At 68.6% G+C, this 14,515-nt stretch carries 15 protein-coding genes; 2 read left to right on the top strand and 13 right to left on the bottom strand.

The features are described from left to right. The 13 genes from nusB to KIT89_RS03010 all read right to left on the bottom strand — a co-directional run bounded on the left by nusB (position 1) and on the right by KIT89_RS03010 (position 12,214). Positions 1-438, bottom strand: coding sequence for a transcription antitermination factor NusB (nusB, locus tag KIT89_RS03070; protein ID WP_297603079.1), 438 nt, complete (start codon positions 436-438; stop codon positions 1-3). Beyond that, positions 438-1,001: an elongation factor P gene (gene efp / locus KIT89_RS03065; protein ID WP_297603078.1), complete on the bottom strand. Its 564-nt coding sequence runs from the start codon at positions 999-1,001 to the stop codon at positions 438-440. The genes nusB and efp overlap by 1 nt, the downstream gene beginning before the upstream one ends. A gap of 94 nt (positions 1,002-1,095) precedes the next feature. Further along, positions 1,096-1,536, bottom strand: coding sequence for a type II 3-dehydroquinate dehydratase (aroQ, locus tag KIT89_RS03060; RefSeq protein WP_297603077.1), 441 nt, complete (start codon positions 1,534-1,536; stop codon positions 1,096-1,098). Between the two features lie 25 nt (positions 1,537-1,561). Next, a complete protein-coding gene (gene aroB, locus KIT89_RS03055) occupies positions 1,562-2,638 on the bottom strand; it encodes a 3-dehydroquinate synthase (protein ID WP_297603076.1) in 1,077 nt (358 codons plus the stop codon). After that, entirely contained in the window at positions 2,635-3,174 is a 540-nt protein-coding gene (locus KIT89_RS03050) for a shikimate kinase (RefSeq protein ID WP_297603074.1), read from the bottom strand. Before KIT89_RS03050 ends, aroB begins: the two co-directional genes overlap by 4 nt. Next, the gene (aroC, locus tag KIT89_RS03045) at positions 3,167-4,372 is read right to left on the bottom strand and encodes a chorismate synthase (RefSeq protein WP_297603073.1); all 1,206 of its coding nucleotides are present in this window, start codon (positions 4,370-4,372) and stop codon (positions 3,167-3,169) included. Before aroC ends, KIT89_RS03050 begins: the two co-directional genes overlap by 8 nt. A gap of 57 nt (positions 4,373-4,429) precedes the next feature. Further along, positions 4,430-5,248, bottom strand: coding sequence for a shikimate dehydrogenase (locus KIT89_RS03040; RefSeq protein WP_297603072.1), 819 nt, complete (start codon positions 5,246-5,248; stop codon positions 4,430-4,432). 10 nt (positions 5,249-5,258) lie between these two features. Beyond that, on the bottom strand, positions 5,259-6,515 hold the full coding sequence (gene mltG / locus KIT89_RS03035) for an endolytic transglycosylase MltG (protein WP_297603071.1): 1,257 nt from the start codon (positions 6,513-6,515) through the stop codon (positions 5,259-5,261). Next, complete coding sequence (gene ruvX / locus KIT89_RS03030; RefSeq protein WP_297603070.1) at positions 6,512-6,982, bottom strand: Holliday junction resolvase RuvX; 471 nt, start codon at positions 6,980-6,982, stop codon at positions 6,512-6,514. The genes mltG and ruvX overlap by 4 nt, the downstream gene beginning before the upstream one ends. Beyond that, positions 6,983-9,640, bottom strand: a complete 2,658-nt coding sequence (alaS, locus tag KIT89_RS03025) for an alanine--tRNA ligase (protein ID WP_297603068.1) — start codon at positions 9,638-9,640, stop codon at positions 6,983-6,985. Positions 9,641-9,687: 47 nt separating this feature from the next. Next, positions 9,688-9,915: a hypothetical protein gene (locus KIT89_RS03020; RefSeq protein WP_297603067.1), complete on the bottom strand. Its 228-nt coding sequence runs from the start codon at positions 9,913-9,915 to the stop codon at positions 9,688-9,690. A gap of 171 nt (positions 9,916-10,086) precedes the next feature. Further along, entirely contained in the window at positions 10,087-10,716 is a 630-nt protein-coding gene (gene rpsD, locus KIT89_RS03015) for a 30S ribosomal protein S4 (RefSeq protein WP_297603066.1), read from the bottom strand. A 148-nt stretch (positions 10,717-10,864) separates the two neighbouring features. Continuing rightward, on the bottom strand, positions 10,865-12,214 hold the full coding sequence (locus KIT89_RS03010; RefSeq protein WP_297603065.1) for a replication-associated recombination protein A: 1,350 nt from the start codon (positions 12,212-12,214) through the stop codon (positions 10,865-10,867). 122 nt (positions 12,215-12,336) lie between these two features. On the opposite strand from KIT89_RS03010, the gene KIT89_RS03005 reads away from it, so the two are divergent. Together KIT89_RS03005 and KIT89_RS03000 are read left to right on the top strand one after the other, a co-directional pair. Beyond that, positions 12,337-13,107 (top strand): peptidylprolyl isomerase, encoded by a 771-nt coding sequence (locus tag KIT89_RS03005; protein ID WP_297603064.1) that lies wholly within the window; start codon positions 12,337-12,339, stop codon positions 13,105-13,107. Positions 13,108-13,218: 111 nt separating this feature from the next. Then, a complete protein-coding gene (locus KIT89_RS03000) occupies positions 13,219-14,460 on the top strand; it encodes a DUF349 domain-containing protein (protein ID WP_297603062.1) in 1,242 nt (413 codons plus the stop codon). Positions 14,461-14,515: the final 55 nt, after the last annotated feature.

The following is a 14,515-nucleotide window of genomic DNA, read 5'->3' as shown; positions in this document are numbered from 1 at the left end:
TCATGGGGCCGAGTGCGTCTCGGGCGATGTCAGCGCGTCAGCGATCGCGCCGAGCACGCCGTTGACGAAGGTGGCGCTCTCGTCGGTCGACAGCACGCTCGCGAGCTGCATCGCTTCTGAGATGGCCACGGCGGCCGGAGTCTCGGGATTGAATCCGAGCTCCCAGATGCCCAGGCGGAGGATGGCACGATCCACCACGGGCATGCGTGCCAAGGTCCAGCCCACAGCGTGCTGCTCGATCAACGCATCGATGTCTGCACGGTTCTCGTCGACTCCGCGCACGATCTGCTCGGCATACGGCCAACTCGAGGCCCGCTGCGGCTGAGCCGCCGCGCGTCGCGCCTCGTCGGCGAGCACGTCGGCGAGTGGCACTTGCCGCACGTCGGCGATGTACAGCATGTCGAGAGCCCGCTTGCGGGCTTTGCTTCGAGCGCTCACTACTCGTTGACGCGACCCAGGTAGTCGCCCGAGCGCGTGTCGACCTTCACCTTGGTTCCGGCCTCGAGAAACAGCGGCACCTGAATCTCATAGCCGGTCTCGAGCGTTGCTGGCTTGGTTCCGCCGGTCGAGCGGTCGCCCTGCAAGCCGGGCTCGGTGTAGGTGACCTCGAGCACGACCGAGGCCGGCAGATCGAGGTACAGCGGCGCACCCTCGTGCATCGCGATCGTCACCTGCTGGTTCTCGAGCATGAAGTTCGCAGCGTCACCGACGACCGCGGCAGGCACGGTGACCTGCTCGTAGTCGGTGGTGTCCATGAAGACGTAGTCGGCGCCGTCTTGATACAGGTACGAGTAGTCACGGCGGTCGACCGTCGCGAAGTCGACCTTGGTGCCCGCATTGAAGGTCTTGTCGACAACCTTGCCGCTCATCACATTGCGCATCTTCGTGCGCACGAACGCGCCACCCTTGCCGGGCTTCACATGCTGAAACTCGATGACGTTCCACAGCTGCCCGTCGAGGTTCAGCACGCTGCCGTTCTTGATGTCGTTGGTGGTCGCCATGAGAGTCTGTGTTCCGTTTCGATGAGAGAGAGGTCGGTTCGGCAGCGCCCGTGAGCGCCGCCGCGAAAGTCTAGTCGACGGCCGAGAGAGACCCCTACGGCAGGCGCAGCAGGTGCGCGAGCGCCAGATGGTACGAGTCGATGCCGAACCCGGCGATCACGCCCGTCGCGACCCCCGAGATGACGCTCGTGTGGCGAAAGGTCTCGCGCGCATGCGGGTTCGAGAGGTGCACCTCGACGACGGCAACGCCTGCCTCGGTGACCAGTGCCACGGCGTCGCGCAGGGCGTAGCTGTAGTGGGTGAAGGCCGCCGGGTTGAGAATGACCGGCGTGCGGGCATCCACCGCCTCATGCAGCCAGCCGATGAGCTCGGCCTCGTCGTTCGACTGCCGCAGGTCGATCTCGACCCCGTCGGCCGCAGCCGCCAGAGACGAGCGGATGTCGTCGAGTGTCGCCGTGCCGTACACCTCGGGCTCGCGAGTGCCCAGGCGGTTCAAGTTCGGCCCGTTGAGCACGAGCACGCGCGAGGCGGTCATGCCGACACCCTATCGGCGAGGCGCATCACTCCCCCACTTCTTGATAGGCGGCGAAGAGCATCGACTCGTCGATGCCGCCGCGAACCCGCGGGTGCGCGACATCATCGAGCAGCACGAATCGCAGCATGCCGGCGCGCGCCTTCTTGTCGCGCTGCATCGTGGCGAGCAGCGTCTTCCAGCGACCCAGGGGGTAGCCGGTGGGCAGGGTGAGCGACGCCAGTATGCGTCGAGTGCGGTCGACCTGCTCGGCGGGCAACGAGCCGACGAGATGCGAGAGCTCGGCCGCGAACACCATGCCGATCGCCACGGCAGCCCCATGCCGCCAGCGGTAGCGCTCAGCGTGCTCGATGGCGTGACCGAGCGTGTGCCCGTAGTTGAGGTGCTCGCGTCGACCGACATCGGTGAAGTCTTCGGCCACGATCTCTGCCTTGACCCGGATGCTGCGCTCGACGAGTTCGCGAAACTCGTCGCTCGTGCGATCGGTGGCGCGTGTCACGTCGGCTTCGAGCAGGTCGAGAATGGCGGTGTCGGCGATGAACCCGCACTTCACGACCTCGGCGAACCCGGCGAGAATCTCGTTCTGCGGCAGCCCCTCGAGCAGGTCGAGGTCGACGAGCACGGCCGCGGGAGCCCAGAATGCGCCGACGAGGTTCTTGCCCTCGGCCGTGTTGATGCCGGTCTTTCCGCCGATCGCGGCATCGACCATGCCGAGCACGGTCGTCGGCACCTGCACGAGGGGCACCCCGCGCAGCCAGGTGGCGGCGACGAAGCCGGCCAGGTCGGTCGTGGCTCCGCCGCCCAGGCCGACCACGGCATCGGTTCGCGTGAAGTCGGTCTGACCCATGATCTGCCAGCAGAAGGCGGCGACTTCGACGCGCTTCGCACCCTCGGCATCGGGAACCTCGGCGAGCAGCACTTCGACGCGCCCGGCGAGCCGCTCGCGCAGCGCCTGCGCGTGATCGGCGAGTGGCGGCGCGTGCACGACGAGCACCTTGGCCACCGTGGGCGGCAGCACGCTCTCGAGCTGCGCGAGCACGCCTCGCCCCACGATGACGTCGTACGGGCTGCCCGCCTCGACGGTGATGGTCGTGGGCTCGGTCATGGTTCTCCTTGCGCTGAACTGCGGTCTCGGGCCCACTGCGCCACCTCGCTCGCAATGCGGTCGATCGGCCGCGTCGAGGTATCCCACGTGGCCTGGGCGAGTGCACGGTAGGTGGGCATGCGCGACTCGACGAGCGCGCTCCAGGCGTCGATGCCGTCTCGCACGAGAGGCCGGGTGACGGGGTCGAGGCGCTGCGAGGCGGCCTCGGGGGTGAGGGTGAGGAGCACGACCGGATGCCCGGCGAGGGCTTCGGCGACGCTCGCGGTCATGACGGCGCCGCCGCCGAGCGCGATGACGGCCCGGTGCGTGAGCGCGTGCGACACTGCGTCTGCTTCGAGGGCGCGGAAGTGCGCTTCGCCAGAGCGCTCGAAGATCTGGGCGATCGGCCCGTGCTCGGCGACGATCATGCGATCTGTGTCGATGAAGGGCAGGTCGAGCGAGCGGGCGACCCGCTTGCCGACCCGAGTCTTGCCCGCAGCCGGGGGGCCGATGAGCACCACGGCGGGTGATCCCAGCTCGGCGAGAGGCTCAGGCACGACCGTCGGCGACCGCGGTGGTGAGGGTCGCAGGAATCGACGCGAGATACCCGTCGAGGTTGCGACGCGTCTCGGCGAGAGAGTCGCCACCGAACTTCTCGAGCATGGCATCGGCGAGCACGAGCGCCACCATGGCTTCGGCGACCACTCCCGCGGCCGGCACCGCGCACACGTCTGAGCGCTGGTGGTGCGCCGGCGCGGCCTCGCCCGTCGACGTGTCGACGGTGCGCAGCGCGTGCGGCACGGTGGCGATCGGCTTCATTCCTGCTCGCACGCGCAGCACCGTGCCGGTGCTCATGCCGCCCTCGGTGCCACCAGCGCGGTCGCTCAACCGCTCGATGAGCCCGTCGTCGACGACGAGCTCGTCGTGCGCGGCCGAACCCCGGCGGCGCGTGGTCTCGAAGCCGTCGCCGACCTCGACTCCCTTGATGGCCTGGATTCCCATGAGCGCTGCGGCGAGCCTCGCGTCGAGTCGGCGATCCCAGTGCACATACGATCCGAGCCCCGGCGGAACTCCGTAGGCGAGCACTTCGACGACACCGCCCAGGGTGTCGCCCGACTTGTGCGCATCGTCGACTTCGGCGACCATCGCCGCGCTCGTCTCAGCGTGCAGGCATCGCAAGGGGTCAGCATCGAGCCGCTCGACGTCGTCAGGAACCGGCAGCGCGGCATCGTCTGGCACGCGCACGGGGCCGATCGACAGCGTGTGCGACACCAGTCGCACCCCCAGCTCGCTCAGCAGTGAACGCGCGACGGCTCCGAGCGCCACGCGCGCGGCCGTCTCGCGGGCGCTCGCGCGCTCGAGCACGGGGCGCGACTCGTCGAAGCCGTACTTCTGCATGCCGACGAGGTCTGCGTGCCCGGGGCGCGGCCTCGTCAGCGGGGCCCCGCGTGCACCGGTGAGTTCGGCGGGGTCGACCGGATCGGCGCTCATGATCGTGGTCCACTTGGGCCACTCGGTGTTGCCGATGCGCAGCGCTATGGGGCTGCCGATGCTGCGGCCGTGGCGCACTCCGCCCGAGATCGACAACTCGTCTTGCTCGAACTTCATGCGCGCGCCGCGGCCGTAGCCGAGCTTGCGACGCTGCATGTCGGCCTGAATGGTCTCGCGCAGCACGGGCACGCCGGCAGGCAGACCCTCGAGAATGGCGATCAGTTCGGGGCCGTGAGATTCTCCCGCGGTCAACCAGCGCAGCATTGCTCCATCCTCCCACGAGCCTGAGGCGAGGGATGCCCACCGCGGGCCGCGCGACCCTCAGGCCGCGTCGAGCGCACGCCGCATCGCCTCTTCGACGGCCGTCTCGTCGTCGAGCGGCTCGTCGCCCTGGCCGGAGACGAAGAACCGCACTTGCCGCACTGCCTGGTGCAGCAGCATGTCGCGACCAGACGCCACGCTTCCGCCGACCTCGAGCCACTGCGCCGCGAGGGGGCCGGGCCAGGGGTGGTAGGTGACGTCGAGCGCCACGGCACTGAGTCGTGTGTCGACCGAGATCGAGTCGTCGAGCGGCACCCCGTTCGGCAGGGTCCACGCCACGACGTCTGCCTCGTCGACGACGTCGGCGAAGTCGGCGAGGCTCACGATGTCGAGCTCGAGCGAGAGCTCGTCGGCGAGATCGAGCACAGAACCGGCTCGTGCACTGTCGCGCACGGCCACCGTCACGCTGCGCAGACCGAAGGCCTCGAGGGCCACCATGACCGATCGCGCCGTGGCGCCGGCGCCGGCGATGACCGCGTGCGTCGCGTCGTCGAGTCCGGCGTCTCGCAGTGCGCGTTCGATGCCGGGCACATCGGTGTTGCGCGCGAGTCGACGGCCGTCGTCAGCGAGCAGCAGCGTGTTCGCCGCCCCGGTGAGGCTGCTGGCGGCGTCTCGTTCGTCGGCGAGCTGCAGCAGTTGCTCCTTCAGCGGCATCGTCGCCGAGACGCCTCGCCACTGACTGTCGAGGCCGTCGAGAAAGCCGGCCAGCTCGGGCTCGCGCACGTCGTGCCGGTCGTACTGCCAGTCGAGCTGCAGGTGCCGGTATGCGGCCATATGCAGCACGGGCGAGAGTGAGTGCTCGACGGGGTGCCCGAGCACGGCGAGGCGCCTAGGCACAGTAGCTTCGGTTCTCCTCGCTCGCGCGGCACCAGGCCCGCAACTGGGCGACGCCTCGCTCGTGCTGCGCGAGGGTCTCTGAGAACACCGTCTCTCCGGTGGCGAGGTTGACGGTGACGAAGAAGAACCACGGGCCGTCTGCCGGGTTCATGACGGCGTCGATCGCGACATCGCCGGGCGCCGCGATCGGGCCGATCGGCAGCCCCGTGATCACATACGTGTTGTAGGGGTTATCGGCTCCGAGCGCGTCGCCGCTCGACCACACCGAGCCTGTCTCGCCAGCGCCGTACTGGCTCGCCGAGTCGAACTCGAGGCGCCACCCGGCCTCGAGACGATTCTCGATGACGCGCGAGACGCGGTAGAAGTCTTCGGCGATGCGCGCCTCACGTTGAATGAGCGAGGCCTTGGTGAGCACGACGTGCCGGTCTGCCTCGGCGACGCCCGCCGCATCGAGTCGCCTGAAGGTCTCGGTGACGAGGGTTCTGATGTGGTCTTCGGCCGTCGTGTTCGGCTCGAACCGGTACGTGGCCGGAAAGAGGTAGCCCTCGATGTTGGGGGCCTCGGCCGGAACACCGTAGATCGAGGGGTCGGCGATGGCGGCCTCGTAGTCTTCGATCGCAATGCCGGTGCCGGCCGAGAGCGAGGCGATCACTTCGCCGGCGCGCAGGCCCTCTCTGATGGTGGCGCTCAGCTCGACCTTGTTGGCGGGGTCGAGCAGGGCATCCAATGCCGACTGCGCCGACATCTGCTCTTGCAGACGGAAGGTGCCGGGAACGAACTGAATCGACGGGTCGGCGAGCAGCAACGAGTAGAACGATTGGAACGTCATGGTGACGCCCTGCTCGACGAGCGTGGTGGCGACGTCTGAGCCGATCTCACCGGGGTAGATCGTCACGAGCACCTCGGTGCCGTTGCCTGAGCCTTCGTAGTCGTTCGGCAGCTGCCAGCCCAGCAGCTCGCGCACTTGCGGCTCGTAGTTGGTCCAGACATACCAGGCCCCGGCAGCGCCGATGCCGAGCAGCAGCGACAGGATGCCGAGCACGACCCACGGCCAGCGCTTGCGACGACGCGGTGGCCGCCCGGGCTTGCCCGTCTTCGCACCACGACGGCCCTCGCTCTCGCGCGCCGCCCGCCTGCTCTGCGGCGCGTCGTCGGTGGCGGGTGCCGAGGCACCGGCGGCCTCGGGGCTCACCGGCTCGTCGCTCGGCTGCGGGCGGAAGATGTCGTCCCAGTTGTCGTTGTTCGTCACTCGGCTGTTCGGCTTTCGTGCGGGTCGACGAGCACTCCGGGCGGATTGCCCGAGGCGCGCTCGAGGTCGAGGGCGTGCTGGAGCAGAATAACAGCGGCCGCCTGGTCGACGACCGATCTCGAGTTCTTCGCAGTTCGCCCGGCGTCGCGCAGGCCGCGCGCCGCAGTCACCGTGGTGAGGCGCTCATCGACAAGTCGCACAGGCACGTCGACGGCATCGGCCAGCGCCTCGGCCACGTCGCGTGCGTCGGCCGTCGAGGCCGTCTCTGCTCCGCTGAGCGACAGTGGCAGACCGACGATGACCTCGACGACCTCATGCTCGTCGACGAGCCTCGAGATGCCCGCGATGACGTCGGTTCGGCGCGCGAGGGTCTCGACGGGGGTCGCGAGCAGGCCGTGCGGGTCGCTACGCGCCACGCCGACGCGAGCCGTGCCCACATCGACGGCCAGCCGCGTGCCCGAGCGCATCTAGCTGCGCAGTTCGGTCAGCACTGCCTCGATCGCCCGGCCGATCGCCGACGGGTCGGCTCCCCCGCCCTGCGCCAGATCGTCTTTGCCACCACCGCCACCGCCGAGAACGCTCGAGGCAACGCGCGCCAGCGCTCCCGCTGATGCACCCTTCTCGCGTGCTGCGGGCGTGGTTGCGATGATGATCGCCGCCTTGCCAGCGACGTCTGCTGCGAGCACGACGACAGCGGCTGCGTCACCGAGCCTGCCGCGCACATTCGTGGCGAGCGAGCGCACGTCGTCGGCCGACCCGAGCTGGCCGAGGTTCTCGGCCACCACCGTGTACGGCCCGACCGTCGCCGCCGACGCGACCAGCGTCGGAACCCGCTCGCTCAAGCGCGCCGACTCGAACTGCGCGATCTTCTTCTCAGCAGCCTTGAGCTGAGCGGCGAGATCGGCGATGCGGTCGGCGAGCTGATCACGCGGAGTCTTCAGCGTGCTCGTCAGCTGCTGCACGATCGCGCGTTCGGTGGCGAGCTCGCGAAACGCCTCGAAGCCCACGAGCGCTTCGACGCGGCGGTTGGTCGACCCCACCGACGATTCGCTCACGAGGCTGATCATGCCGATCTCGGCAGACGACGCCACATGCGTGCCCGCGCACAGTTCTCGCGACCACGGCCCACCGATGTCGACGACGCGCACCTCGTCACCGTACTTCTCGCCGAACAGCGCCATCGCTCCGAGGGCTTTCGCCTCGTCGAGCGGCAGCACCCGGGTCTCGACGGGCAGGTTGTCGCGCACGGCCAGATTGCTGATCTCTTCGATCTCGCTGCGGGTGGCGGCGCTGAGAGCCTGATTCCAGCTGAAGTCGAGCCGCATATAGCCGGCCTTGTTGTACGAGCCAGACTGGTGGGCCTCGTCGCCGAGGGTCTGGCGCAGCGCAGCGTGGATGACGTGGGTGGCAGAGTGCGCCTGCGTCGCCGAGCGCCGCCAGAGCGGGTCGACCTTCGTGGTCGCGGCGGCTCCGACCTCGACCTGGCCGTGCACCACCTGAACCCGGTGGCTGACGAGGCCCTTGATCGGCCGCTGCACGTCGAGCACCTCGAGCTCAAAGCCGCTACCGACGATGATGCCCTCGTCTGACTCCTGGCCACCAGACTCGGCGTACAGGGTGGTCTCGGCGAGAATCACCTCGGCGACATCTCCGGCGTGCGCCACCGCGACGCTCGCTCCGTCGACGATGAGCCCGAGCACTCGCGTCTCTGCCTCGAGGGCGTCATAGCCGAGAAACGCCGTCTCTCCGTGCGCACGAAACTCGCCGTACACAGAGAGGTCGGCCAAGGCGCCCTTCTTCGACTTCGCATCGGCCTTCGCGCGCGTTCGCTGCTCGGTCATGAGCCGGTCGAAGGCATCGCGGTCGACAGTGAGCCCGTTCTCTTCGGCCATCTCAAGCGTGAGATCGAGCGGAAACCCGAAGGTGTCGTGCAACTGGAACACGGTGTCGCCAGCGAGCACAGTGCCGCCGGCTTTCGTGGTCTCAGCCACCGCGAGGTCGAGAATGCTCGTGCCTGCCGCGAGGGTGCGCAAGAACGCGTCCTCTTCGCCGAGCGCCAGCCTCGACACCCGGTCGTAGTTCTGCGCCACCTCGGGGTAGGCGGCGCTCATGGCGTCGCGCGAGGCTGCGAACAGCACCTCGAAGCTCGGCACGTCGACACCGAGCAGTCGCATCGCGCGGATGCTGCGCCGTAGCAGGCGACGCAGAATGTATCCGCGGCCCTCGTTGCCGGGCGCCACGCCATCGGTCATGAGCATGAGGCCGCTGCGAACGTGGTCGGCGATGACGCGCATGCGCACATCGTCGTCGTGGTCGGCACCGTAGCGGCGCCCGGAGAGCTCGGCAGCAGCATCCAGCACGGGGCGAACCTGGTCGATCTCGTACATGTTCTCGACGCCCTGCAGCAGGAAGGCGACGCGCTCCATGCCCATGCCGGTGTCGATGTTCTTGCTCGGCAGCTCACCGAGAATCTCGAAGTCTCCCTTGCCGGTGCCCGCACCCCGCAGGTACTGCATGAAGACCAGGTTCCAGATCTCGACATAGCGGTCATCGTCGGTGGCCGGGCCGCCATCGATGCCGTACTCGGGGCCGCGATCGAAGAAGATCTCGCTGCACGGGCCGGCCGGGCCGGGCTGACCCGTCGACCAGTAGTTGGTGTCCATGCCCAGGCGCTGGATGCGCTCGTCTGGCAGGCCGGCGACCTTCTTCCAGAGCGCGATCGCCTCATCGTCGTCTTTGTAGACCGTGACCCAGAGGTCTTTCTCATCGAAGCCGAACCCGCCGTCGCCCTGCGAGCTCGTCAAGAGCTCCCAGGCGTACTCGATCGCGCCCTCTTTGAAGTAGTCGCCGAACGAGAAGTTGCCGTTCATCTGGAAGAAGGTGCCGTGCCGCGGCGTCTTGCCCACCTCTTCGATGTCATTGGTGCGAATGCACTTCTGCACACTCGTCGCGCGGGGGTACGGCGCTGGCACGACTCCGGTGAGGTAGGGCACGAAGGGCACCATGCCTGCCACCGTGAACAGCAGCGTCGGGTCGTCGCTGACGAGCGAGGCGGAGGGCACGACGGTGTGACCGCGAGCACCGAAGTACTCGAGCCACCGGCGTTGGATGTCGGCGGTCTGCATGAAGGCGGAGTCCTGAATCGAGAGTGCGGGGCCTGACGCCCCGCCGGCTATTTGAGGCGGCTGGTGAGGTCGGCGATGGTGTCTTCGGCCTCGGCGACGGCAGCGCGCAGCTCGGCCTCGCGCGCCTTGTAGCCGTCGACCACGGCCGCGCCGAACTCGCGCGCCTTCGTGTCGACATCGTCGAAGAATTGGGCACCCTGCGGGGTACGCGAGACCTGGTGGGCGGCAACGAAGCCGATGCCGATTCCGGCGATGAGCCAGATGACGTTCTTCATGAGTGCTCCCTCTCAGCGGGGTGGATGATGGTGGCCGCCCATGATCGGGCGAGTCACTAGCCTAGCGGCCGCCGCCCGGTGCCACAGGAGGGCCGATCACGCGGGGGTGCAGACGACAACGGGGGCCTGGCGCACGGCCAAGCCCCCGGTGATCGCGACGCTGCGCTGGCGTTAGCGCGCCGCGTAGTACTCGACGACGAGCTGCACTTCGCAGGTCACGGGAATCTCGGAGCGCTTGGGGCGGCGCACGAGGCGCGACTGCAGCTTGTCGAGCTCGACCTCGAGGTAGGCCGGAACCTTGGGCAACACGTCGACGTGACCACCGGCAGCGGCCACCTGGAAGGGCTCGGTGCCCTCGGAGCGCGGCTTGACGTGGATGAGCTGACCGGGCTTGACACGGAACGACGGGCGGTCGACGAGCTGGCCGTCGACCATGATGTGACGGTGCACGACCATCTGGCGAGCCTGCGCGGTCGTGCGGGCGAAGCCCGAGCGCAGCACGAGCGCGTCGAGACGCATCTCGAGCAGCTCGACGAGGTTCTCACCGGTCAGGCCGGCCGAGCGGCGGGCCTCGTTGAACGCGATCTTCAGCTGGGCCTCGCGAATGCCGTACTGCGCGCGAAGACGCTGCTTCTCGCGCAGACGAACGGCGTAGTCGCTGTCGGCCTTGCGCTTGGTGCGGCCGTGCTCACCGGGAGCGTACGGACGCTTCTCGAGGTACTTGGCGGCCTTCGGGGTGAGGGCGATGCCGAGTGCGCGAGAGAGACGGGTCTTGCTGCGAGTGCGTGACTTGGTAGACACGGTTTCCTTCCATGGGCGTGGCCGAGAATTTCAGCGGCTCACGGGCGTACACCGCTCCGTCCGGTCCGAACGCACGCCGAGGCGATCCGGTGGAGACTTCGAGGGAGGATGTGCCCATATCTGACGGGCCGAGCAAGCTTACCAGAGCTCAGTCATCACGCGCGTCTCGACGGATGATCGACCGCAGCTTGGGCACGCGCGCAGCGATCTCGCGCTCGAGCCCCCGCTCGGTCGGCCGGTAGTACTCGGTGCCGACGAGTTCGTCAGGGAGGTACTGCTGAGCGGCAACGCCGAGAGGCTCGTCATGCGGGTACACGTAGCCCTTGCCGTGCCCCAGTCGTTTCGCTCCGGCATAGTGCGCATCGCGCATCGGCTTCGGCACTCGCCCGATGCGGCCGGCGCGCACGTCGGCGATCGCCTCGTCGATGCCCGCGTATGCGGCATTCGACTTCGGCGCAGTCGCCAGGTAGACGACCGCCTCGGCGAGCGGGATGCGACCCTCTGGCATGCCGATCAGCTGCACGGCCTGCGCGGCCGCGACAGCGATCGGCAGTGCGTGGGGGTCGGCCATGCCGATGTCTTCTGCCGCAGAGATGATCACCCGGCGCGCGATGAACCTCGGGTCTTCGCCCGCCTCGATCATGCGCGCCAGGTAGTGCAGGGCGGCGTCGGGGTCGCTCCCCCTGATCGACTTGATGAAGGCGCTGATGACGTCGTAGTGCTCGTCGCCCTGCTTGTCGTATCGCAGCAGCGCACGGTCGACGGCCGCCGCCACGATCTCGGCCGTGATCACGGGATGCCCTACCGCACCGTCGTGGCCCGCCGCAGCAGACTGCGCTGCGGCCTCGAGTGCCGTGAGCGCGCGCCGCGCATCGCCCGAGGCCACCCGCACGAGCGCCTCGCGTGCTGCCGGCTCGAGCTCGACCGCGCCCTTGAGCCCTCGCGGGTCGGTCATGGCGCGGTCGATGAGAAGCCCGAGGTCATCGTTGCTCAGCGTCTCGAGGGTGAGCAGCAGGCTGCGGCTGAGCAGCGGCGCGATCACCGAGAACGAAGGGTTCTCGGTCGTCGCAGCGATGAGGATTACCCACCCGTTCTCGACGCCCGGCAGCAGCGCGTCTTGCTGCGCCTTCGTGAAGCGGTGGATCTCGTCGAGAAACAGCACGGTCGACGTGCCATAGAGGTCGCGGTCGGCGAGAGCGCGCTCCATGACCTCGCGCACGTCTTTCACACCAGCGGTCACGGCCGACAACTCGACGAAGCGACGACCGCTCGAGCGCGCGATGGCTTGCGCGAGCGTGGTCTTGCCGGTGCCGGGCGGGCCCCACAGAATCACCGACACTGCACTCGGCGCGCGGGAGGGGTCGTCGCTGGCCAGGCTGACGAGAGGGGATCCGACCCTCAACAGGTGCCGCTGGCCCGCGACCTCGACGAGACTCGTCGGCCGCATGCGCACCGCCAGGGGAACCGCGGCTGAGCCGAGGCCTGGCTGAGCATCCATGGTGCGATGCTAGTCGCCGGCACCGACTGGCCGGTGTGCCCGCGCGAGGCGACGGCGCCCTCGACTAGAGTTCACTGCGGCGCCGGCCGCACTCAGACCGCGCAGCGCCGAATGGAGGAGCAGTGGCAGCCGCACCCGGCCGAGATCGTGAAGCGCAGGAGCGACTTCGCCGCTATCAGGCGCGACAGACCGTGCACGAGACGAAGATTCGGCGTCGCCGACGCGACAACGTGATCGCCGTGCTCGCCCTCGTCGTCGTCGGCGCACTGGCGGCGACCGCGCAGGTCGTCTACTTCACCGCCGGCCCCGGTGCACCTGAACCTGTCGCCTCAGCGAGCCCCGAACCCACCGTCGAACCCGTGGCGGCGCCGGCACCCGCTCTGAGCGAGTTTCGCACCTGGGCGGGCACCGTGACGATCAACGACGCCATCGAGCTCGACTACGAACTCGACGGGCTCGCTGCCCCGCAAGCGGTCGCGTCGTTCGTCACGCTCGTGCAGAGCGGCTTCTACGACGGCCTCAGCTGCCACCGACTCACCACAGAGGGCATCTTCGTGCTGCAGTGCGGCGACCCCAACGGCGATGGCACTGGCGGCCCAGACTGGCGATTCGGCCCGATCGAGAACCCCCCGCTCGACGACATCTACACCGAGGGCGTCATCGCGATGGCGCGTCAGGGCGGCGACGGCGCGAGCATGGGCAGCCAGTTCTTCATCGTCTACGCCGACTCGGCGATTCCGTCTGACGCCGCCGGCGGGTACACCATCATGGGGCGCGTCACCGGCGGGCTGGATGCCCTGCTCGAGCAGGTCATCGCTGAGGGCGCCGCGAATGGAGCCCCCGACGGCCCCCCTGCCGTGGCGACCGTGATCACAGGGGTCACGATCCAATAGCGATCGGTCAGGCGAGCACGACCGCGCCACCAGGGCGCGAGCACGTGCACTACGCTGAAAAACCGCCCGGACGGCCATCGTGCGAGCGCATCGACAAGGGATGAAGAACTCGTGGCAGTGAACGACAGTGCATCGTGGGGTCGAGTCGACGAGACCGGAACAGTGTTCGTCACCGATCGCGGCGTCGAGCGCGCCGTCGGCCAGTTTCCTGACGGCACCGCCGACGAAGCCCTCGCGTACTTCACCCGCAAGTTCACCGAGCTCGAGGGTCAGGTTCGGCTGCTCGAGCAGCGCGCCAAGGCCGGAGCACCGGCGGCCGATGTGGCCAAGACGGTCGCCTCGCTGACGGGCGCGCTCGACGAGCCGGCCGCGGTGGGCGACCTCGAGTCGCTTCGCGTGCGCGTCAGCGCGCTCACCGAGACGGTCGAGAAGCTCACCGAAGAGCAGAAGGCCGAAGCCGCGGCCGCAGTCGACGCGGCGGTCGCCGAACGCACCGCGCTCGTCGAGGCCGCCGAGGCGCTCGCCGCCAAAGACCCCCAGTCTGTGCAGTGGAAGCAGGTCTCGGCGTCGCTCGACGAGCTGTTCGCACGCTGGAAAGACCACCAGCAGAACGGGCCGCGCCTGCCCAAAAAGCAGGGCGACGAGCTGTGGAAGCGTTTTCGAGCTGCCCGCACCACCGTCGAGACTCACCGACGCGCCTTCTTCGCCGGGCTCGACTCTGAGCACAAAGAGGCCCGCAGCCGCAAGCAAGAGCTCATCGCCAAGGCCACCGCGCTCGCCTCGCAAGGCACAGCGGGCATTCCGGCATACCGTCGGCTGCTCGACGAATGGAAGCTCGCGGGTCGCGCCGGCAAGAAGGTCGATGACGCTCTGTGGGCCGACTTCAAGGCCGCGGGCGACGTGCTCTATGCGGCGAAGGCCGAGATCGACGCTCGAGAGAACGAGGAGTTCGCCGAGAACCTCGCCGCCAAGCTCGCGATTCTCGACGAGGCGGCTCCGCTGCTGAAGGCGACCGACCGCGTCGCCGCCCGTCGCACCCTCACCGGCATTCAGAAGCGGTGGGATGCGATCGGCAAGGTGCCCCGCGACCAGGTCAAGACGGTGGAAGACCGGCTCCGCGCGATCGAGACCGCGGTGAAGAAGCTCGAAGAAGAGCACTGGAACCGGTCTGACCCCGAGAAGAAGGCTCGCTCAGAAGGGCTTGCCGCTCAACTCGAACGTGCGATCGCTGACCTCGAAGCCGAACTCGCCGCCGCCACGGCTGCGGGCGACACCGCTCGCATCGCCGAGGTGACCGAGGCGCTCGAGGCTCGCCGCACCTGGCTCAGTGCGGTCGACAGCGACAAGCGCTGATACTCGGCGCGGGCGCTGCCGCTCACCCCGCACCGCGCACTCTCCACAAAATTCG

The sequence above is a fragment of the Microcella sp. genome, assembly GCF_025808395.1.
Lineage (GTDB): Bacteria > Actinomycetota > Actinomycetes > Actinomycetales > Microbacteriaceae > Microcella.
The sequence above is the reverse complement of the archived record's forward strand: the minus strand, read 5'-3'. Positions and strand labels throughout refer to the sequence as shown.

Bases quoted from the DNA above. Each gene is read 5' to 3' on its own strand.
- aroC (WP_297603073.1), bottom strand. From the start codon at position 4,372: ATGCTGCGCTGGTTGACCGCGGGAGAATCTCACGGCCCCGAACTGATC.
- aroB (WP_297603076.1), bottom strand. From the start codon at position 2,638: ATGACCGAGCCCACGACCATCACCGTCGAGGCGGGCAGCCCGTACGAC.
- ruvX (WP_297603070.1), bottom strand. From the start codon at position 6,982: ATGCGCTCGGGCACGCGGCTGGCCGTCGATGTGGGCACGGCTCGCGTC.
- aroQ (WP_297603077.1), bottom strand. From the start codon at position 1,536: ATGACCGCCTCGCGCGTGCTCGTGCTCAACGGGCCGAACTTGAACCGC.
- KIT89_RS03010 (WP_297603065.1), bottom strand. From the start codon at position 12,214: ATGGATGCTCAGCCAGGCCTCGGCTCAGCCGCGGTTCCCCTGGCGGTG.
- efp (WP_297603078.1), bottom strand. From the start codon at position 1,001: ATGGCGACCACCAACGACATCAAGAACGGCAGCGTGCTGAACCTCGAC.
- KIT89_RS03020 (WP_297603067.1), bottom strand. From the start codon at position 9,915: ATGAAGAACGTCATCTGGCTCATCGCCGGAATCGGCATCGGCTTCGTT.
- alaS (WP_297603068.1), bottom strand. From the start codon at position 9,640: ATGCAGACCGCCGACATCCAACGCCGGTGGCTCGAGTACTTCGGTGCT.